This is a genomic window from Mesorhizobium sp. M0016, assembly GCF_040324035.1.
Classification (GTDB): domain Bacteria; phylum Pseudomonadota; class Alphaproteobacteria; order Rhizobiales; family Rhizobiaceae; genus Mesorhizobium.
Genome location: NZ_JAMYVM010000005.1, coordinates 277395 through 297947, shown reverse-complemented (window position 1 = coordinate 297947; position 20553 = coordinate 277395). Strand labels below are relative to the sequence as shown.

General features: G+C 63.0%; 17 protein-coding genes. 10 read left to right on the top strand and 7 right to left on the bottom strand.

Annotated features, from left to right (window positions below; genetic code table 11):
* Positions 1–146 precede the first annotated feature (146 nt).
* Positions 147–494: a hypothetical protein gene (locus tag NKJ88_RS10575; protein ID WP_032885862.1), complete on the top strand. Its 348-nt coding sequence runs from the start codon at positions 147–149 to the stop codon at positions 492–494.
* 17 nt (positions 495–511) lie between these two features.
* On the opposite strand, the gene ggt is transcribed toward NKJ88_RS10575, so the two are convergent.
* The 3 genes from ggt to NKJ88_RS10560 all read right to left on the bottom strand — a co-directional run bounded on the left by ggt (position 512) and on the right by NKJ88_RS10560 (position 5894).
* Entirely contained in the window at positions 512–2251 is a 1740-nt protein-coding gene (ggt, locus tag NKJ88_RS10570) for a gamma-glutamyltransferase (protein ID WP_023823714.1), read from the bottom strand.
* A gap of 140 nt (positions 2252–2391) precedes the next feature.
* Positions 2392–3684: an L-rhamnose catabolism isomerase gene (gene rhaI / locus NKJ88_RS10565; RefSeq protein WP_023823715.1), complete on the bottom strand. Its 1293-nt coding sequence runs from the start codon at positions 3682–3684 to the stop codon at positions 2392–2394.
* Positions 3685–3791: 107 nt separating this feature from the next.
* Positions 3792–5894: a bifunctional rhamnulose-1-phosphate aldolase/short-chain dehydrogenase gene (locus NKJ88_RS10560; protein WP_023823716.1), complete on the bottom strand. Its 2103-nt coding sequence runs from the start codon at positions 5892–5894 to the stop codon at positions 3792–3794.
* A 183-nt stretch (positions 5895–6077) separates the two neighbouring features.
* Between NKJ88_RS10560 and NKJ88_RS10555 the strand changes: the two genes are divergently transcribed.
* The 7 genes from NKJ88_RS10555 to NKJ88_RS10525 all read left to right on the top strand — a co-directional run bounded on the left by NKJ88_RS10555 (position 6078) and on the right by NKJ88_RS10525 (position 13207).
* On the top strand, positions 6078–6881 hold the full coding sequence (locus NKJ88_RS10555) for a DeoR/GlpR family DNA-binding transcription regulator (RefSeq protein WP_023669662.1): 804 nt from the start codon (positions 6078–6080) through the stop codon (positions 6879–6881).
* A gap of 48 nt (positions 6882–6929) precedes the next feature.
* Entirely contained in the window at positions 6930–7925 is a 996-nt protein-coding gene (gene rhaS, locus NKJ88_RS10550) for a rhamnose ABC transporter substrate-binding protein (RefSeq protein WP_023669661.1), read from the top strand.
* A gap of 84 nt (positions 7926–8009) precedes the next feature.
* Positions 8010–9551 carry a sugar ABC transporter ATP-binding protein gene (locus NKJ88_RS10545; protein WP_352444016.1) on the top strand — a complete coding sequence of 514 codons (1542 nt, stop codon included), beginning with the start codon at positions 8010–8012 and terminating at the stop codon, positions 9549–9551.
* Positions 9548–10525 carry an ABC transporter permease gene (locus tag NKJ88_RS10540; protein ID WP_023745314.1) on the top strand — a complete coding sequence of 326 codons (978 nt, stop codon included), beginning with the start codon at positions 9548–9550 and terminating at the stop codon, positions 10523–10525. Before NKJ88_RS10545 ends, NKJ88_RS10540 begins: the two co-directional genes overlap by 4 nt.
* On the top strand, positions 10522–11517 hold the full coding sequence (locus NKJ88_RS10535) for an ABC transporter permease (protein ID WP_023681926.1): 996 nt from the start codon (positions 10522–10524) through the stop codon (positions 11515–11517). Before NKJ88_RS10540 ends, NKJ88_RS10535 begins: the two co-directional genes overlap by 4 nt.
* Positions 11517–11834: an L-rhamnose mutarotase gene (gene rhaM / locus NKJ88_RS10530; protein WP_023681927.1), complete on the top strand. Its 318-nt coding sequence runs from the start codon at positions 11517–11519 to the stop codon at positions 11832–11834. Before NKJ88_RS10535 ends, rhaM begins: the two co-directional genes overlap by 1 nt.
* Positions 11831–13207 (top strand): FGGY-family carbohydrate kinase, encoded by a 1377-nt coding sequence (locus NKJ88_RS10525; RefSeq protein ID WP_023681928.1) that lies wholly within the window; start codon positions 11831–11833, stop codon positions 13205–13207. Before rhaM ends, NKJ88_RS10525 begins: the two co-directional genes overlap by 4 nt.
* On the opposite strand, the gene NKJ88_RS10520 is transcribed toward NKJ88_RS10525, so the two are convergent.
* Positions 13208–15034, bottom strand: a complete 1827-nt coding sequence (locus NKJ88_RS10520) for an alanine racemase (protein WP_023681929.1) — start codon at positions 15032–15034, stop codon at positions 13208–13210. It lies immediately after the preceding gene.
* A gap of 146 nt (positions 15035–15180) precedes the next feature.
* Here NKJ88_RS10520 and NKJ88_RS10515 point away from each other — a divergent pair, with 146 nt between their 5' ends.
* Positions 15181–15390 (top strand): hypothetical protein, encoded by a 210-nt coding sequence (locus NKJ88_RS10515; protein WP_031203497.1) that lies wholly within the window; start codon positions 15181–15183, stop codon positions 15388–15390.
* Between the two features lie 7 nt (positions 15391–15397).
* Here NKJ88_RS10515 and NKJ88_RS10510 read toward each other — a convergent pair whose 3' ends face one another.
* Both NKJ88_RS10510 and galE read right to left on the bottom strand, forming a co-directional pair.
* Entirely contained in the window at positions 15398–16648 is a 1251-nt protein-coding gene (locus NKJ88_RS10510) for a D-amino acid dehydrogenase (RefSeq protein WP_023681930.1), read from the bottom strand.
* A 97-nt stretch (positions 16649–16745) separates the two neighbouring features.
* Positions 16746–17741: a UDP-glucose 4-epimerase GalE gene (gene galE, locus NKJ88_RS10505; RefSeq protein WP_023669652.1), complete on the bottom strand. Its 996-nt coding sequence runs from the start codon at positions 17739–17741 to the stop codon at positions 16746–16748.
* 279 nt (positions 17742–18020) lie between these two features.
* Here galE and hemA point away from each other — a divergent pair, with 279 nt between their 5' ends.
* Complete coding sequence (gene hemA, locus NKJ88_RS10500) at positions 18021–19298, top strand: 5-aminolevulinate synthase (RefSeq protein ID WP_023699526.1); 1278 nt, start codon at positions 18021–18023, stop codon at positions 19296–19298.
* Between the two features lie 18 nt (positions 19299–19316).
* Here the strand turns inward: hemA and NKJ88_RS10495 are convergent, their stop codons facing one another.
* Positions 19317–20483 carry a pyridoxal phosphate-dependent aminotransferase gene (locus NKJ88_RS10495; protein ID WP_023699525.1) on the bottom strand — a complete coding sequence of 389 codons (1167 nt, stop codon included), beginning with the start codon at positions 20481–20483 and terminating at the stop codon, positions 19317–19319.
* Between the last annotated feature and the right edge of the window lie 70 nt (positions 20484–20553).

The window sequence follows — 20553 nt, the reverse complement described above, 5'->3', positions numbered from 1 at the left end:
AGGGTAGATTTTGTGAACCGGCGCAAAAAAACCGTGGCAAGTCGGCATCAGAAAGTGTTGAAGACCGCATCGGCGGCCTTCGGCAAGGCGCGATCCGGTTGCGCTTGGCGGATGTTGATGATTTGTTGCCGGTCAGCGGAGAATGAATGATGCGAGAACCTGTCGGTCAAGATGAATATGGATCGACCAACCCGTTCGATCCGGACGATCTGACGAATTTGAACGCGATCGGCCCGGCCATGGGCGGCGGCAACGACTTCGAGAAATACGCCGTTGCCGTGATCATCGTCTTCGGCGCGCTGATCATTGGCGGGCTGATGGCCGCTTCCATGACCTTTGGTCACCGGAACGGCTTCCTGTTTGCGCTTGGCGGCGCAACCGCGGCCTGGATATCGGGCAATGCGCTGCTCCTCGACCGTCCCCGCATCTACGCGGCGTTCGTCGTGATCGCGGCGCTGATGCTCGTCGGGTCGACGCTTACGCTCGTCCTCTGATCAATCTCTTGTTTTGATCAGTAGCCAATCGCCTCGCCGGATGCGGCGCGGCTGTCGATGGCGCCGTTGTAGCGGGCGCCGCCGCCCTTCTCGATTTCCGCCAGGCTCTTGCCCCCGACAAGAATGCCGGCCGCCTGACCCCAGGTAGAATCCGCGAGATCGAGGTGGTAGCCCATGCCGGCCAGCAGTTTTTCAGTGTCGGGCGACAGGCCGAAGGGTTCGACATAGATCGTGTCGGGCAGCCATTGATGGTGGATGCGCGATGCGTCGATCGCCTCCTGGATGTTCATGCCGTGGTCGATGACGTTGACGATGGCTTCCAGCGTGATGGTGATGATGCGCGAGCCGCCGGGGCTGCCGATAACCATGAACGGCTTGCCGTCCTTGGCGACGATGGTCGGGCTCATCGATGACAGCGGCGTCTTCTTCGGCTGGATAGCATTGGCCTCTCCCTGGACGAGACCGTAGAGGTTGGGCACGCCAGGCTTCTGGGTGAAATCATCCATCTCGTTGTTGAGCAGGATGCCGGTGCCGTCCGCGACCACGCCGGCGCCGAACGAGCCGTTCAGCGTATAGGTGACCGCGACCGCATTGCCGTCATCGTCGATGATCGAATAGTGCGTCGTTTCCTTCGACTTGCCGAAGCCCTTCGGCATCAAATCCTGCGAGACGCCGGCGCGGAACGGGTCGATCTTGTCGCGGATCTCCTTGGCGTAACCCTTGTCGAGCAGTTTCGAGACCGGATTGTCGACGAAATCGGGATCGCCGAGCGCCGAGTTGCGGTCCACATAGGCGTAGCGCATCGCCTCGACCATGACATGCACCGTCTCGGCCGAGCCGGCGCCAAGATAGGACAGCGGGTAGCCCTCCAGCACGTTGAGGATTTCGCAGATGATGACGCCGCCCGAGCTTGGCGGGGGCGAAGAGACGATCTCGTAACCGCGATAGGTGCAGCTCACCGGTTGCAGCTCGCGTACCTTATATTGCTCGAAGTCTGCCTTGGCCAGAATGCCGCCCCTGGCGCCGCTCGCCTTGACGATGGCGCCGGCGATGGCGCCTTTGTAGAAGGCGTCGGCGCCTTTTTCGGAGATGGCGGCGAGCGAGGCTGCAAGATCGCGCTGGAGGAGACGCTCGCCGGCGCCATAGGGTTTGCCGTCCGGCTTCAGGAAGATGGCGGCGGCGGCAGGGTCCTTCGCCAGCCGTGCGGCATTGCTTGCGAATGAAGCAGCGTCGCCCTGGTCGAGGATGAAGCCATCCTTGGCATAGGCAATTGCCGGCGCCATCAAATCCTGGCGTGGCAGCGTGCCATATTTTTCACGAGCCATCTCGAACCCTGCCACGGAACCAGGTACGCCGACCGCAAGGTAGCCATCAAGGCTGGCGCCCTTCACCGGATTGCCGTCCTTGTCGAGATACATGATCTTGGTTGCCGCCAGCGGCGCGCGCTCGCGGAAATCGAGGAAGGTCGATTTGCCGTCCTTGAAGCGGATGGTCATGAACCCGCCACCGCCGATATTGCCGGCATTAGGGTAGACGACGGCGAGCGCATAGCCGACGGCGACCGCCGCATCGACGGCATTGCCGCCCTTCTTCAGCACCTCGACGCCGGCTTCCGACGCCAGATGCTGGGCGGTGACGACCATGCCGTGCTCGCCCTTCGCAGGTTGAGGCGAGGCGGCATGGAGCGCGCCGGATGGCGCGAGCGCAATTGCGAGCGAAAGGGTGACGCCAATCAGCGTCCGGCGGGTCAAGGGCATGGCGGTGCTCCAAGTGCGGTGTGCCTAGAAGAGCTACATGGAGCGGCCGAGTCCATCATCAATATGAGCGAACACATATTGGTGTTCGCCTGCCGGCGGAGGCAAGCTGATCTCCCCCCTGTGGTGGAGATTAGCCAATCTCAAACAATCCCGCCTGAACCGCCCACAACCGCCGGCCGTTCCGCCGCGACCTTCGCCCGGTAGCCCGCCGCGCGATATGCGGCGACTGGATCGATGGCGCCGCCTGTGTTCAGCCGCGCCATGGCAAGGATCGGCTCGACATCGGTGCGGTAGGCAGCTTTCAGCGTCTGCGTCGCCATCAGCGCATCATTGCCGTCCTGGAAACCCTCGAGCGCCTTGCGGTCGACCAGCAGCGCCTGCGCATAGGCGCGCTGCACCTCGAGGGCCGACAGCATCAGGCTTTCGATCGGGTCGGTGACGTTGTGGCTCTGGTCGAGCATGTGGGCGGGATCGAAACCCTCGGCGCCGGAAAGCTCTGCATCAACCAGTTCGTTGAAGACCAGGAACAGCCGATAGGGATCGATCGAGCCGGCATCGAGATCGTCGTCGCCATACTTCGAATCGTTGAAATGGAAGCCGCCCAGTTTCTTGAACTGGATCAGCCGCGACACGATCATCTCGATGTTGACATTGGGCGCATGGTGGCCCAGGTCGACCAGGCAGAACGCCTTGTCGCCCAGCTCCTTGGCGATCATGTAATTGGTGCCCCAGTCCTGCACGACCGTGGAGTAGAAAGCCGGCTCGTACATTTTGTGTTCGGTGAACAGTTTCCAGTCGGCGGGCAGTCCGGCATAGATCTCCTTCATGGCGTCGAGATAGCGCTCGAAGGCTTTGGCGAAATTGACCTGGCCGGGGAAATTCGAGCCGTCGCCGATCCACACTGTCAGCGCCCTGGACCCCAGCGTCTTGCCGATCTCGATGCATTCGAGATTATGCTCGACGGCCTGGCGGCGCGTGCCGGCATCGGCATGCGAAAGCGAGCCGAATTTGTAGGAGAGCGTCTGATCCCTGGCATCCGAAAAGGTGTTGGAGTTCATGGCGTCGAAGCCGAGGCCGAAGCGCGAGGCGGCCTGCTTCAGCCGGTTCGGATCGGCCTTGTCCCACGGGATGTGCAACGAGACCGTCGGTGTCGCCTGCGTCAGTTGGCTGATGACGGCGCAGTCCTCGATCTTGTCGAAAATGTCGCGCGGCTCGCCGGCGCCGGGAAAGCGGGCAAAGCGTGTGCCGCCGGTGCCGACGCCCCAGGACGGAATGGCGACGGCGAATTTCTCGACCTTGCCGCGGATGGCGTCGATGGCGATGCCGCGACGGTCGAGGCGTTCCCCGAGCGAGGCGTAGTCGCGTTCGAGGTCGGGTTTGCGCTGGGCGTTGTGGCTGGAGACGAGATCGGCGGCGATGATGGTTTCGGACAAGTGCTATTCCTCCCAATGCGTTCAGTCAGCGCTGCCCCTCATCCGGCCCTTCGGGCCACCTTCTCCCCGTATAGTGACGGGGAGAAGAGAAGCGCTCCGCCCTTAACTCAGCGCGTAAAGCTCTGCGCGTTGCCGGCGTCGACGTTGATGATGTTGCCGGTGGATTTGGCCGACATGTCGGACGCCAGGAAATAAATCGCTTCGGCAATGTCTTCCGGAAACACCGAGCGCTTCAGCATCGAGCGCGAGCGGTAGTGTTCTTCCAGATCGTCGGTCGACATCTTGTAGGCGGCGGCGCGCTGTTCCTTCCACTCGCCGGTCCAGATCTTCGAACCGCGCAGCACGGCGTCCGGATTCACGACATTGACCCGGATCTGGGCTTCCGCGCCTTCCAGCGCGAGGCAGCGGGCGAGATGGATTTCGGCGGCCTTGGCGGTGCAATAGGCGGCGGCGTTGGGTGACGCGGCAAGGCCGTTCTTGGAGGCGACGAAGACGACATTGCCGCCGATCTTCTGGGCGCGAAACAGCCGGAAGGCTTCGCGCGAGACCAGGAAATAGCCGGTCGACAATATGTCCATGTTCTTGTTCCACAGCGCCAGCGTTGTCTCCTCGATCGGCGCCGAGGAGGCGAGGCCTGCGTTGGAGATGAGAATATCAATGCCGCCGAACTCGACGGCTGTCTGGGCGAAGCCGGAAATCACCTGCTCCTCCGCGGTGACGTTGATCAGCACCGGCCGGACGAAGTCCTTGCCATAGGCTTTCGCCAGTTCGTCGTTGGCCTTGGCAAGTGCGGTCTCGTCGATATCGGCCAGCACGACGCAGGCGCCTTCGCGCAGCAGGCGATTGGCGGTGGCGCGGCCGATGCCGCCGGCGCCGCCGGTGACCAGCGCGATTTGGCCGGCGAGCGACTTCGGCTTCGGCATGCGCTGCAGCTTCAAATCCTCGAGCAGCCAGTATTCGATGTCGAAGGCCTCCTGCGCCGGCAGGCCGACATAGGACGAAACGGTCGAGGCCCCGCGCATGACATTGATGGCGTTGACGTAGAATTCGCCAGAGATGCGGGCGGTGGCCTTGTCGCCGGCGAAGGTGAACATGCCGACGCCGGGCATCAGGTAGACCACGGCGTTGGGGTCACGGATCGGGGGCGAGTCCGGATGCTTGCAGCTGTCGTAATAGGCCTGGTAGCCGACACGGTACTCAGCAATATCGTCGGCGAGGCGCGCAATCACGGCTTCGACGTCGGGCTTCGCTGGGTCGAACTCGATAACCAGCGGGCGGATTTTTGTGCGTAGGAAATGATCCGGGCATGAGGTACCGAGTGCCGCCAGCGGGCGCAAATCCCTGGAGTTGACGAATTCGAGCACAGCGGCGGAATCGTCGAAATGGCCGAGCTTGTGGCTCTTCTCCGAAATCAGGCCGCGGATCCTCGGCATCAGTCTCGCCGCGATGGCGCGGCGCTCTGCGGCGTCTAGCGATTTGAGGACTTCGCCGCCGAAGATGGCGAGACCCTCGGAGCGGCGCTCGAACCATTCGATCGCCTGGTTGATGACCGAGATCGTCGTCTCATAGCACTCCTTGGGTGTGTCGCCCCAGGTGAACAAGCCGTGGCTTTCGAGGATGACGCCCTTGGCCTCGGGGTGTTCGACGCAGAATTTCTCCAGCCAGAGGCCAAGTTCGAAGCCCGGCCGCTTCCACGGCAGCCAGCCGATGGCGTCACCGAATATCTCCTTGGTCAACGCCTTGGAATCCTTGGCCGCGGCAATCGCGATAATGGCATCGGGATGCATGTGATCGACGAACGGCTTCGGCACATAGGCGTGCAGCGGCGTGTCGATCGAGGCCGCGCGCGGGTTGAGATTGAAGGTGCAGTGGGGAAGATAGCCCACCATCTCGTCCTCATGCGCGACGCCGCGATAAAGGCCTTTCAGCGCCTGCAGTTTGTCCATGTAAAGCGTGGCGAAACCGTCCAGCTTGATCGAGGCGCTGTCGCCGCCCGAGCCCTTGACCCATAGCACTTCGACTTCGGCGCCGGAGAGCGGGTCCTTCTGCCGGATCTTGGACGAGGTGTTGCCGCCGCCATAATTGGTGACACGCTTGTCGGAGCCGAGCGTGTTGGAGCGATAGACCAGAAGCTCAGGCTCGCTCAGCCCCTTGGCTTTAGCATCGTCCCAAAGGTTGGCAAGGCGCGAGCCGGAGCGCTTGTCGAGCATGATTATCCTCCCTGGGACGCAAAAGGCGCGGTCCATTTTGCCGGAAATGTCTACGCAAGCATCTCGGTTGTCAATCATAAACGATCAAGATCGATCATATTGCACTGCACAATGAAATTATATGAGCGGAAATGATTGACACTGGTGGTTTTCTAGTGCCTCATGACCATGCAGGGAGGAACCATGCACGAAAAAGAGCGCCACAGGATCATTCTGTCCGCCGTCCAGGAAAAGCCTGTGGTGACGGTGCAGGAGATGGTCGACCTGACGGACTCCTCCGAGGCGACGATCCGGCGCGATATCGCGGCTCTTCATGTGCAAAAGCGCCTGCGTCGCGTGCGTGGTGGCGCCGAGGCGATCTCGCCACCGCAGTTCATCGGCCTCGCCGGCCGGCCCTTTTCCGTCAACGAAACGCTTAACGCTTCGCAGAAGCGCGCGATTGCGCGCGAAGCGGTGGAGCTGTGCAAGGACGGCGAACCGATCATCATCAATGGCGGCACCACCACCTTCCAGATGGTGCATTTCCTGACCGGACGCCGCATGCCGATCTTCACCAATTCGTTCCCCATCGCCGAGCACCTGCTCAAGCATTCGAAGAACACCGTCATGCTGTCGGGCGGCACCATCTACCGCGAGCAGAACATCATCCTCTCGCCCTTCGACAATGACGTGACGCGTAATTTCTACGCGCGCCGCATGTTCATGGGCGCTCAAGGGCTGGGGCCGCTTGGCCTGATGGAAGGCGACCCGCTGCTGATCCAGGCGGAGCAGAAACTGATCGACCAGGCCGACGAACTGGTGGTGCTGGTCGACTCATCGAAATTCCGCCAGCGCTCGAGCCTGATCCTGTGCGGGCTCAAGCGCATCGCCACCGTCATCACCGATGACGGCATCGAGGATCGCGAAGCCAACATGCTGGAGGCCGCGGGTGTGACGCTGATCGTCGCCCGCAAGTCGGCAAAGGAAGAATCCTCGCTGCAGGCCTGAGGCCAACCGCAGCGACGATGGAATGCAACGCTCAAGGGAGGAAATACGATGAGCTTTCTGAAGAAATTGATGGTGACGGCCGCGTTCTCGGCCGCCATGTTCGTGAATGCCGCCTATGCCGAGAACGTCAAGATCGCGCTGGTGGTGAAGTCGCTCGGCAACGGCTTCTTCGACGCCGCCAACAAGGGCGCCGAAGAGGCGGCCAAGGAACTCGGCGATGTCGACATCATCTACACCGGCCCGACCAAGGCGACCGCCGAAGCGCAGATCGAAGTGGTCAATTCGCTGATCGCGCAGAAGGTCAACGCCATTGCGATTTCGGCCAATGACGCCGACGCGCTGGTGCCGGTGCTGAAGAAGGCGATGGAGCGCGGCATCACCGTCATCTCGTGGGATTCGGGCGTCGCCAAGGAAGGCCGCCAGCTGCACCTCAACCCGTCCGACACCGGCCTGATCGGCGAGACCATCATCAAGCTTGCCGCCGACTATCTGCCGGAAGGCGGCGAAGTCGCCATTCTGTCGGCTTCGTCGACCGCGACCAACCAGAACGCCTGGATCGACGCGGCCAAGAAAATCCTGCCGGAAAAATTCCCCAAGATCAAACTCGTCGCCACCGTCTACGGCGATGACGATTCGGCCAAGAGCACCGACGAAGCCAAGGGCCTGCTGAAGTCCTACCCGAACCTCAAGGCGATCATCGCGCCGACCACCGTCGGCGTCGTCGCCGCCGCCCAGGTCGTCACCGATGCAAACCTGATCGGCAAGGTCAATGTCACGGGCCTGGCGCTGCCGTCCGAGTTCAAGAAGTTCATCGACAACGGTTCCAGCCAGGCGGTTGCCCTCTGGAATCCGATCGACCTCGGCTACTCCGCCGTCTACCTCGCTCATGATCTGGCGGTAAAGAAGGAAGAGGCAAAGCCGGGCGCAACGCTGTCGATCGGCCGCGTCGGCAAGGTCACGCTCGATGACAGCAACTCGGCTGCGATGGCTCCGCCCTTCCAGTTCGACAAGTCCAACATCGAAAAGTTCTCCAAGATCTATTGATCTCGGACGTCTCGGACCAAGCGCGGCGGGACCAAAATCCCGCCGCGACTTTAAACGGACCTTGTTTCAGGGCTTGATACGGATATGGACACGACAGCCCAGCACGGCATTGCGAAGGAGGAGCCCACGGGTCCTGCCCCGCGCCTGACGCTGTCCGGCGTCTCCAAAAGCTTTCCCGGCGTGCGCGCGCTGCACAATGTCAGCCTGTCGCTTTACCCCGGCCAGGTTACGGCGCTGATCGGTGAAAACGGTGCCGGCAAGTCGACGCTGGTCAAGATCATGACCGGCATCTACCAGCCCGACGCCGGCACGATCAGCATTGACGGCCTGGCCGTCACCCTGCCCAGCGCGCATGCCGCCTTCGGCCACGGCGTCACCGCCATTCATCAGGAAACCGTGCTGTTCGACGATCTGAGCGTCGCCGAAAACATTTTTCTCGGCCATGCGCCGCGCACGCGGCTAGGCACTATCGACTGGCGCACCATGCGAAAACACGCGCGCGAAGTGCTCGACACCATGCATGCCGGCCATATCGACGCCGATGCGCGGCTGAAAGACCTCGGCATCGCCAACAAGCATCTGGTAGCGGTTGCTCGCGCGATGTCGATCGATGCGCAGATCGTCATCATGGATGAGCCGACCGCAGCCCTTTCGATGAAGGAGATCGAGGAGCTTTTCCTGCTGATCGAATTCCTCAAGGAGGAAGGCAAAGCGATCCTGTTCATCAGCCACAAGTTCGACGAGATCTATCGGATCGCCGATCGCTACACCGTGTTCCGCGACGGCGAGATGGTTGGCGAGGGCCTTATCAAGGATACCGGCCAGAGCCAGATCGTGCGCATGATGGTCGGCCGCTCGGTCGATCACATCTTTCCGCAACGCAAGGCCGAGATCGGCGCGCCGGTGCTGTCGGTCGCTGGCCTTTCGCACCCGACCGAATTCAACGACATCGGCTTCGAACTGCACAAGGGCGAGATCCTCGGTTTCTACGGCCTTGTCGGCGCCGGGCGGTCAGAGGTGATGCAGGCGATATCGGGCATCACCCGCATATCGGGTGGAACGATCACGCTGGAAGGCAAGACGATCACGCCGAAATCGGCGGCGGATTCCATCGAAGCCGGCATCGTCTATGTGCCGGAAGAGCGCGGCAAGCAGGGCGTGGTGATCGGCCTGCCGATCTTCCAGAATGTCTCGCTGCCTTCGCTGAAGCGCACCTCCAAATCCGGCCTGCTGCGATTGTCGGAAGAATTCGCGCTCGCCCGCTCCTACACCGAGCGGCTTGACCTCAGGGCCTCCTCGCTCAGCCAGGATGTCGGCACGCTGTCGGGCGGCAACCAACAGAAGATCGTCATCGCCAAATGGCTGGCGACGGCGCCCAAGGTGATCATCCTGGATGAGCCGACCAAGGGCATCGACATCGGCTCCAAGGCCGCCGTGCACGGCTTCATGGCCGAGCTCGTCGCGCAGGGCCTGTCGGTGATCATGGTGTCGTCGGAACTGCCGGAGATTCTGGGCATGTCCGACCGCGTCGTCGTCATGCGCGAAGGGCTGGTTGCGGCGGTCTACGATAATAAGGGGCTGGACGCCGAAACGCTGGTCCGGACGGCAGCGGGGATCGCGGCATGAAGGCTCTCCTTAAATACCGCGAGATCTGGCTGGCAGCGGCGATCGTCGTTTTGATTGCTCTGATCTCGACGCGTTTCCCGGCCTTTGCCGACCCCGGCAATCTCGCCCAGGTGTTCAACGACACCTCGATCCTGATGATCCTGGCGCTGGGACAGATGGTCGTCATCCTGACCCGCTCGATCGACCTGTCGATGGCCTCCAACCTGTGCTTCACCGGCATGGTGGTGGCGATGCTGAACGCCGCGCATCCGGCGATCCCTATCCCGCTGCTGATCGTCATTGCGCTGGCCGTCGGACTGGTGCTCGGCGCCATCAACGGCCTGCTGGTGTGGCGGCTGAACATCCCTTCGATCGTGGTGACATTGGGCACGCTCACCATCTATCGCGGCGCCACCTTCGTCCTCTCCGGCGGCGCCTGGGTCAATGCCGACAAGATGAGCCCGGACTTCATCGGCTTCCAGCGCGCAGCTTTCCTGGGCATTCCGGTTCTGTCCTGGATCGCCATACTGGTCATCGCGCTGTTCTTCGTGGTGATGACGCGAACCGCGCTTGGCCGTTCGATCTATGCCATCGGCGTCAACCCGACGGCGTCGGTCTATGCCGGCATCGATGTCGGCCGAACCAAATTCATCGTCTTCTGCATTTCCGGCATGATCGGCGGGCTCGCCGGTTATCTCTGGATTTCTCGTTATGTCATCGCCTCGGTCGAGGTCGCCAATGGCTATGAACTCAATATCATCGCCGCCTGCGTCATCGGCGGCATTTCGATTGCCGGCGGCATCGGCTCGGTCGGGGGCGCGGTGTTAGGGGCGCTGTTCCTCGGCATCATCTCCAACGCACTGCCGGTGATCAACATCTCGCCCTTCTGGCAGATGGCGATTTCAGGCAGCGCCATCATCCTGGCCGTCGTGCTCAACGCGCGCGGCGAACGCCAGCAGGGGCGGATCATTCTGAGGAAGGCGGAGGCGGCATGACCGACACCCCCGCCCCGCGCCACATTCCCGACCGGCTCGACAAGCCGCTCTCTTCAGCGATCTTTTCCTGGGAAGCGCTGCTGGTCTTCGTGGCGGTCGCCATCTTCGCCATCAACAGCTTCGCATCGCCCTATTTCCTCGATGCCTATTCGCTGTCGGACCTGACCTTCAATTTCACCGAGAAAGGCCTGATCGCCTTCGCCATGGCGCTGCTGATCATTTCGGGCGAGATCGACCTGTCGGTCGCCGCCATCATCGCGCTCGCCTCGACCATGATGGGCATGGCGGTACAGGCCGGCGCCGACACGCCGGTGCTGGTGGCTATCGGCATCGTCGTCGGGCTCGGTTGCGGCGCCTTCAACGGCCTGTTGGTGACGAGGCTCGGCCTGCCGTCCATCGTCGTTACCATCGGCACGATGAGCCTGTTTCGCGGCATTGCCTTCATCATCCTCGGTGACCAGGCCTACAAGGGCTATCCCGAGAGCTTCGCCTTCTTCGGCCAGGGTTACGTCTGGTGGGTGGTGTCGTTCGAACTGGTGCTCTTCCTCATCGCGGCCGTCGCCTACTGGTTCCTGCTGCATCGCACCAGCTTCGGCCGCCGTGTCTTTGCCATCGGCAACAATCCGGTCGCGGCACAGTTTTCCGGCGTTCGCGTCGGCCGCATCAAATTCATCCTGTTTTGCCTGACAGGGCTGATGGCCGGCATCGCCTCGGTGCTGATCACCTCGCGGCTCGGCTCGACGCGACCGTCCATCGCGCAGGGTTACGAGCTTGAGGTCATCACGATGGTGGTGCTGGGCGGCGTCAGCATTCTGGGTGGCTCCGGCAGCATTGTTGGCGTCGTGCTCGCCGCCTTTATCATGGGGCTGGTGACCTTCGGCCTCGGCCTGCTGAACGTGCCCGGCATCGTCATGTCGATCTTCATCGGCCTGCTCTTGATCGTCGTCATCGCGCTGCCGATCGTCTGGCGACAGCTGCGTGGTAACAGCTGATGCCTGAGAAATACGCCTTCAAGATGCAGCTCAAACCCGGCATGAAAGCCGAGTACAAAAAGCGCCACGATGAGATCTGGCCGTCGCTGGTGGCGCTGCTGAGAGAGGCCGGCGTCGCCGATTATTCGATCCATCTCGATGAAGACACCAACATCCTGTTCGGCGTGCTGTGGCGGCGCGACGACCATGGCATGGCCGACCTGCCGAAGCACCCGGTGATGCAGCGCTGGTGGGCGCACATGGCCGACATCATGGAGACCAGGCCGGACAACCAACCGGTGGCCATCCCCCTGGAAACAATGTTCCATATGGCATGAGTGCGCTGCGCCACATCGCCGTCATCGACATCGGCAAGACCAACGCCAAGGTGGCGCTGGTCGATCTCGTCACGCTGAGCGAAGTGGGGTTGCGCCGCATGGCGAACGCGCCGCTGCGGCAAGCGCCCTACCCGCATCACGATGTCGAGTCGCTGTGGAGGTTCATCCTCAACAGCCTTGCCAGCCTCAACCGCGAACAGCGTATCGAAGCGATTTCGATCACCACGCATGGTGCGACCGGCGTGCTGGTCGACGCAGCGGGCGAACTGGTGCTGCCTGTCCTCGACTATGAGTTCGACGGCCCCGACAGGCTGGCTACAGAGTATAGTGCGATCCGTCCGCCCTTCATTGAGACTGGGACGCCGCGCCTGCCGCTCGGCCTCAATCTCGGTGCGCAATTCTTCTGGCTTGAGAAGCGTTTTCCCACCGAATTCGCCAGGGCCGCCGCGATGCTGATGTATCCGCAATACTGGGCGCTGCGCCTGACCGGCGTTGCCGCCAACGAGGTGACCTCGCTCGGCTGCCACACCGATCTGTGGAGCCCTTGGGAGGCGGACTTTTCCTCGATGGTCGACAGGCTGGATTGGCGCAGGCTGATGGCGCCGGTGCGGCCGGCCAGGGACCAGCTCGGCCCGATCCTGCCGGCGCTTGCCGCGCGCACCGGGCTCGATCCGCAGACCCCGGTTTTCTGCGGACTGCACGATTCCAACGCCTCCCTATTGCCGCATCTTCTGTCCGACGAGCCGCCCTTCTCGGTCGTCTCGACCGGCACCTGGGTGGTATCGATGGCGGTCGGCGGCAGAGAGATTGCGCTCGATGCTGCGCGCGACACGCTGGTCAATGTCAGCGCGCTGGGCGACCCCGTGCCCTCGGCGCGTTTCATGGGTGGCCGTGAGTTTTCCCAGCTGACCAAGGACAAGCCGCAGGACTGCAGCGGCAGCGAGGTGCTGGCCGTTCTGACAAAAAAGATGCTGCTTTTGCCTTCTACCCAGCAGGGATCAGGACCGTTCCCGCACCATGCCGCGGCATGGCTTGGTGCCGAGGGCATCAGCAAAGGCGAGCGGTTCGCCGCCATTTCCTTCTATCTAGCACTGATGACGGCGACCTGCCTCGAGCTGATCGGCGCCGACGGCCCGACCACCGTGGAAGGACCGTTTGCTCGCAACCGGCTCTTTGTCGGCATGCTGGCGGCAGCGACCGCGCGCATCGTCATCGCCTCCGAGGCGGCCACCGGCACCAGCATCGGCGCGGCACTGCTCGCATCCGATCAGCCAGTGACGCACGGCAAGGGCGAAAGAATTGAGCCGCAGACCGACCCGGTCTGGGCGGCCTATGTCACCGCGTGGCGCGCGGCAGTCGACGCGCAAGGCTGATCACAAAATCCGCTTGCCAAAGGCCGACATGACGAAGTTGATGGCGTCGGCGCCGATCCGCGGCTCCAGACCGGCGGTCAGCCCGGAAACATCCATCGACAGCAGACCGCCGGACAGCGAGATCGCCTCCATTGCCTGATGCGTCTCGCGCACCGTCAGCCCGCCCGAGCCCGCAGCCCAGCCGGCGAATTCGGTCGCCGTCGGCGAATAGCTGAGATGGAAGCCTTGCGTGCCCGAGGTGGCGATGCGGATCGCCTCGTGCATGAGGTCGCGCATGCCCATGGCGTCGATGTCGGTCATGGTGAAGGCCGAGACACGCGAATCCTTGAGCACCCTTGCCTCCGCCGGATCGGCATGGCGCAGGCCGACGATGACGACATTTTCCGGCGACAGCTGCGGCTGCAGCGCGCCGGGCTTGTGATCGAGACCGAGCGCGCGGGCCAGCACCGAGACTTCAGGCATGTCTTCGGCCTCCTCGTCCTCGGGCATCAGGGCGGCGAGGGAATCGATCCAGATCAGGCCGAAGGAATGCGTGGCGCGCGCCGTTGCGGTCAGCGCCTTGTGGGCGATACGGCGATCTGCGCCGGCGGCGAGACGGACGAGGCCCGAGGGCGGCCGCTCGACGTCGGCGAGTTCGACCACGTCGAAATTCATTGCCTCCAGCCGCGCGCCGGTTCCCTCGCGGGCGATAATCCCGCCGGCTTCCGGTTCGGCCGAGATCGACACCATCTTGCGGCCGGAGAAATCCGCGACGTCGTGCATCGGCGCCTTCTCGACATATTCCGAGGTCATCGCCAGAAGCATGGCGCCATAATTCATGCGGAAGGCGACACGGTCGCCGACGGTAGGCCGCGGATCGGCATCCTGCACATCGAGCAGCAGATGGTCGCTGGAAGCGCCGAGCACCCTCACCCCCTTGGCGATCGGCGTCAGCCCTTCGACCAGCACGTCCTCGCGGCCTATATTGGCGATGGCGCGCAGCCGGTCGCCCTCGTCGGCGAAGACCGGCTGGTTGCCGAAGGCGTCGTAGCCGGATGTGCCGATCGGCCGCGAAGGCTTGAGTTTGACCTCGATGATGTCGCTGGTCAGCCGGCAGGCATCGGGTTCGAGTTCGGGCCACGGCACGTCGCGAAAGGTTTCGACACCGCCTTGCAGGATCGCCTCGCCCACGCGCAGATTGTTGATGCCGGGCGGCAGCTTGCCTTCGAGCAGCAGCGTCAGCGATGACGAGGCGCCGCCGGAAATGAAGTCGAGGCTTTTGCCGGACAGGCGCTCGGTTTTGTAGGCATGGGCGACGAGTTGGCCAAGGTTCTCCGGCGTCGGCATTATGGCGCCGAAGCAGCCGAGATTGGTGCCGATGCCGGCGATGCGCACGCCCTTGAATTGTAGGATCTGCTCGACGGTGGGGATCAGGTCGCTTGGCCAGATGCCTTCGCGGAGATCGCCGAGATCGATCATCAGCATGATATCGTGGACGCGGCCCATGCGCTCGGCAATGCGCGATATCTCGCGGATGGTGGTCAGTTCCGACTGCAGGCTGATGTCGACGGTGCGCACGACCTCCTCTACGCGCGCCATGGGCGGGCTGCGCAGCAGCATGACCGGCGCATTGATGCCGCTGTCGCGCAGCCGGCGGATGTTTTCGAAGCGCGATTCCGCGATGCCGGCAACACCGCCGCGCAGCATGGCCCGCGCCACTTGCGGCATGCCGCATGTGCCCTTCGTAACTCCGAACACCTTGATGCCGGACAGCGCGCAGCGCTCGACGATGGTGCGGGCGTTGCGCTCGATGCGGCCAAGGTCGATAGCGACTTGCGGTCCCGACATTTCGTCACTCAGGGTTTGTAGAATCTGTCAGCCAGATGCATCTTCCAGATCGTCGTACGATATTTGTCAAACTTTGCGCAGTGACGGCCTCAATGTTGGAAACCAGAGCAATTGTATGTGGGCACGTCTTTCGATCGGAGAGGCCGGTGACGCTGGTCGTTCATCATTTCGATGGTGAGTGGCAACTGACCTGCGGCGAACATGATCATCCCGCGGACTGTGGAGATTTCGAAGTTATCGGTCTCGGCCATTTGACCTCCAGGCAGGAAAACTTGGCACAGATTGGCCAGCTTGAGCGCGGATGGCTTGCCGAATGGGTGCACGGCGAATGGACTCGATGCCAACACGACGACTAGAGCTCCCTCAGTTCCCGTAGACCAGCCCTTGCGGGTCGATCTCCGGCTTGCGGCCGGCGACGAGGTCGGCCAGGAACTTGCCCGAGCCGCAGGCCATGGTCCAGCCGACATGGCCGTGGCCGGTGTCGAGGTAAAGGTTCTTGTATTTCGCCTTGCCGATGACCGGCACCGAGTTGGGCATCATCGGCCGCAGACCTGCCCACAACAGCGCCTTCTTCTCGTCGAAAGCGCCAGGGAAAAGGTCTTTGCCGGTGCTCAGCATAGACTTGAAGTCGCTGGGCTTGAAGCTGCGGTCGAAGCCGGTGAACTCGGCTGTCGAGGACATGCGCAGGCGGTTTCCGAGCCTGGAGTAACCAACCAGCCGGTCCTCGTCGGCGCCGCCCATGGTCGGTCCCTTGCTCTCGTCCTCCAGCGGGATGGTCGCGCTATAGCCTTTAACCGGATAGACGGGCAGGTCGATACCGTAGCGGCGGCCGATCAGGCCGCTCTCGGGGCCCATGGCGATGACGACGGCGTCGCCCGTCACCGGGCCGGCCGACGTCATGACCGCACGCACCCAGTCGCCCTCTATGTCGAGCCCCTCGACCGTGGTGTCGAACAGGAATCTGACGCCGAGCTTTTCGGCGGCATAGGCGGCCAGCCCATCGACGAATATCCTGGAATCCCCGGTCTGGTCGATTGGCGAATAAACGCCGCCGGCGATCTTTACCTTCACTCCGGCGAGCCCGGGCTCAAGTTCGACCAGCCGGTCGCGGCCGACGATCTCGATCGGCAGGCCATGCTTTGCCAGAAACTGGTAGTTGTCGGTGCCGGTGTCGAGACTGTGCTGCGAGCGGAAGAAATAAAGAATGCCCTTCTTGCGCTCGTCATAGTGGATGCCGGTGGCGTCGGAGAGCGCGTTGATGCAGTCGCGCGAATAGAGCGCCAGGCGCAGTTTGACCTGGCTGTTGGCGCGCAGGCGCTCCACCGTGCACTGGCGCAGGAAGCGCAGGCTCCAGGCGAGGAAATAGGGGTCGAAGCGCAGCCTGACCTTGATGCCGAGATCATGGTTCCAGAGAGCGCGCAGGAAGGTCTTCAGCGCCGCCGGCGAGGCCCAGGCGGTGGCGTCGCCCGGCGACACCAGACCGGCATTGGACTGGCTGGTGCCGCGCGCCGGCGCCGGATGGCGCTCGATCACGGTGACCTCATGGCCGTCGGCGGCCAGATAATAGGCGGCCGCGGTACCGACAACGCCGGCTCCAAGCACCGTTATCTTCATGCCACCCCCTCTTCGCGGCACAGCGCCTCCACGCCGCACCGCCATTGCTTCAATAGCGCTTCGCCGCGCGCCTTGCGAGCCCTCGGAAGTGCCCGGCTCAGCCCCGCGCGGAGTTCTTGCCGGTGAGGATACGCTCCCAGGCGAGTGCATCGGCGACGATCTGGTCGAGGTCGTCGCGTTGCGGGGTCCAGCCGAGTTCGGCGCGTGCAAGGTCCGAATTGGCAACCACGGCGGCGGCGTCGCCGGGGCGCCGGTCGCCCATCTTGACCTCGAAATCCCGGCCGAAGGCGCGCCGCACGCTGTCGATGACCTCGAGCACCGAATAGCCGTGGCTGTAGCCGCAATTGGCGACGAGGCTGCCGCCGCCGGCGCGCAGGCGCTGCAGCGCCAGCCGGTGGGCCGCAGCCAGGTCGCTGACATGGATATAATCGCGCATGCAGGTGCCGTCCGGCGTCGGATAATCGGTGCCGAACACCTGCATGAAGGGGCGTTTGCCGAGCGCGGTCTCGCAGGCGACCTTGATCAGATGCGTGGCGCCAGGCGTCGACTGCCCCGTCCGGCCCCTGGGATCGGCGCCGGCGACGTTGAAGTAGCGCAGCGCCGTGTAGCGCAAGGGATGCGCAAGCGCTGCATCGCGCAGCATCCATTCGCTCATCAGCTTGGACAGGCCGTAGGGCGATTCCGGCGCCAGGCGGGCATCCTCACGCACCGGCTCCAGGCCGGCGCCGCCATAGACGGCGGCGGTCGAGGAGAAGATGAAATGCGGCACGCCCTCGCGCACGGCGGTTTCGATCAGCGTGCGGGTCTTGGAGGTGTTGTTCTCGTAATAGGCGAGCGGATCGGCAACCGATTCCGGCACCACGATGGAACCGGCGAAGTGGATGATCGCGTCGACCTTGTTATCCCGGATGATCTGGCCGACCAATTCCCTATCGGCGACATCGCCGACGACAAGCTTGGCTTCCGGCGCTACCGCCCATTCGAAGCCCGTGGAAAGGCGGTCGAGAACGACGACGCTCTCGCCGGCATCCAGCAGTTCCCAGACCATGTGGCTGCCGATATAGCCGGCGCCGCCCGTTACCAAAACTGTCATCCGCGTCCTCTTTTACTCATGATTTATCGGAAACTGTCTCAATCACCGCCTTACTGGAAAGCCTGCGGCAAGGCCATTAGAAACGCCTGAATGTTAAATCCGTAACAGTCTCACCGGCCTGTGGCATCGTACGGAAACAAAATTGATCCACATCAAGGGAATAGGCCACGATCTGGCATCGTTAGGAACAGGCTTGGGGCGTGGCATTTTGACCAAAACGGCCCGGTGGACGACGAATGGCCCAACGATTATGATCCCGCGCAAAACTGGGAAGGCGACATGAACTATCAGCGGTTCTTCGAGGAAGCGATCGACCAGCTCCACGCCGAGCGGCGCTACCGGGTTTTCGCCGATCTCGAGCGCATTGTCGGCAAGTTTCCGCGCGCCATCTGGCGTTCAAACGGCCGCGCCGAGGAAATCACCGTCTGGTGCTCCAACGACTATCTCGGCATGGGCCAGAACCCCGATGTCATTGCCGCGTTCCAGAATGCAGCCGGCAAGATGGGTTCGGGCGCCGGCGGCACCCGCAACATTTCCGGCACCTCGAACCCGCTCGTCGAGCTCGAGCTGGAACTGGCCGACCTGCACGACAAGGAAGCGGCGCTGGTCTTCACCTCCGGCTTCGTCTCCAACGAGGCTTCGATCTCGACCATTGCGCGGCTTTTGCCCAATTGCCTGATCATTTCGGACGAGTTGAACCATGCCTCGATGATCGAAGGCGTACGGCGCTCGGGCGCCGAAAAGAAGATTTTCCGCCACAACGACGTCGCGCATCTCGAAAGCCTGCTGCAGGTGGCGGGCCGCGAACGCGCCAAGCTGATCGTGTTCGAGAGCGTCTATTCGATGGATGGCGACATCGCGCCGATCAAGCAGATCGTCGAACTGGCCGAACGCTACAACGCCATGACCTATATTGACGAGGTCCATGCCGTCGGCATGTACGGACCGCGCGGCGGCGGCATCACCGAGCGCGAGGGGCTGGCCGACCGTATCGACATCATCGAAGGCACGCTGGCCAAGGCGTTCGGCACGCTGGGCGGCTATATCGCCGGCAACAGCGCCGTCATCGACGCGGTGCGCTCCTATGCTCCGGGCTTCATCTTCACCACGGCGCTGCCGCCGGCGATCGCCGCCGCCGCCACCACGTCCATCCGTCACCTCAAGCGCTCGCAAGCCGAGCGCGATGCGCAGCAACAGCAGGCATCGCGGACCAAGGAGGTTCTTTCTGCAGCCGGCCTGCCGGTGATGGAATCGCCGACGCATATCGTGCCGGTGCTGGTCGGTGACCCCGAACTCTGCAAGATGGCCAGCGACCGTCTGCTCGGCGTGCACGGCATCTACATCCAGCCGATCAACTATCCGACCGTGCCGCGCGGCACCGAGCGGCTGCGCATCACGCCGACGCCGTTCCATACCGATGCGCTGATTGCGGGACTTCAGGACGCGCTGGTCGAGACATGGGATGCGCTCGGCATTCCCTATGGCTCCGCAGGGCGGCCCACTGTCGCCAAGAGCGACCGGATTGTGCCGCTGCTTGTGCCGAAGTCGGGCGGCTGAAGCCGCCGCCCATTTATCTCAAACCGTCCTCATCCATCCCGCCAAGCGATGTGCCGCTTCCTCGAGCTGGTCGAGGCGGCGGTGGAAGCACAGGCGCAAAAACGCCTCTCCGCCAGGGCCGAAGGCGGTGCCCGGCGCCAGGCCGACATTGGCCTTGTCGACGATGTCGAAAGCGGCCCGGCGCGGATCGGTGATGCCGTCGACCGTGAAAAACAAATAGAACGCGCCTTGCGGCACGGTGAAGCGCGCTTTGCCGGTTGCGCCGAGAATATCGCAGACCAGGTCGCACGCCTTTCGCGCCCGCTCAACCTGTTCGACGATGAACGCATCACCGTGGTCCAGCGCCGCGACGGCGCCGCGCTGCATGAACTGGGCGACGCCTGAGGTCGAATACTGGATCAGGTTCTCGAACACCTGCTGCAGCTCGGGATGGGTCTTGATCCAGCCGACGCGCCAGCCGGTCATCGCCCAGTTCTTGGAAAAGGAGTTGACGAACAGGATGCGGTCTTCCGCGGTCGAAATGTCGAGGAAGGACGGCGCACGGCCGTGGCCGTAGTGGAACAGCGAATAGATCTCGTCGGCGATGATCCACAGGCCCTTTTGGCGGGCGAGATTCAGGATCGCCTGCAGCGTTTCCTTATCGGCCGTCCAGCCGGTGGGGTTCGATGGCGTGTTGACGAACAGCGCCTTGGTGCGCGGCGTCACCGCAGCTGCAATCTTGTCGACATCGCAGGACCAGCCATTGCCCGACTGGTCGAGCGTGACCGCAACCGGGGTAGCGCCGGAAATACCGGCGGCGGCGGCGAAATTCGGCCAGGCCGGGGAGAGATAGACCACCTCGTCGCCGCTGCCGGCGACCGCGGCTAATGCCAACTGAATGGCATGCATGCCGGAACCGGTGGCGATGAATTCCTCTTCGGCGAAGCTCTTGCCGAAATGCCTGGCATAGTAGCGAGAAAGCGCTTGCCTCAGCTCCGGAATGCCTTTCTGCCAAGTATAGAAGGTCTCGCCATTGGCGAGCCCCTTGGCGGCGGCTTCCGAAATGAAGGCAGGCGTCGGCAAATCGCCTTCACCGGCCCAGAGCGGGATCATGCCCTCGCGCGTACGGCCGTAATTGACGACGGCGACAATGCCGCTTTCGGGGGCGGCCACCGCTTCGCCGCGCAAGCTATCGATCAGGGTCATGGACAGATCCGTTTTGATGTCTGCTTTGATGCATGTCGTTATCCCAGAACCGCTGCACACTTCTGGGCGA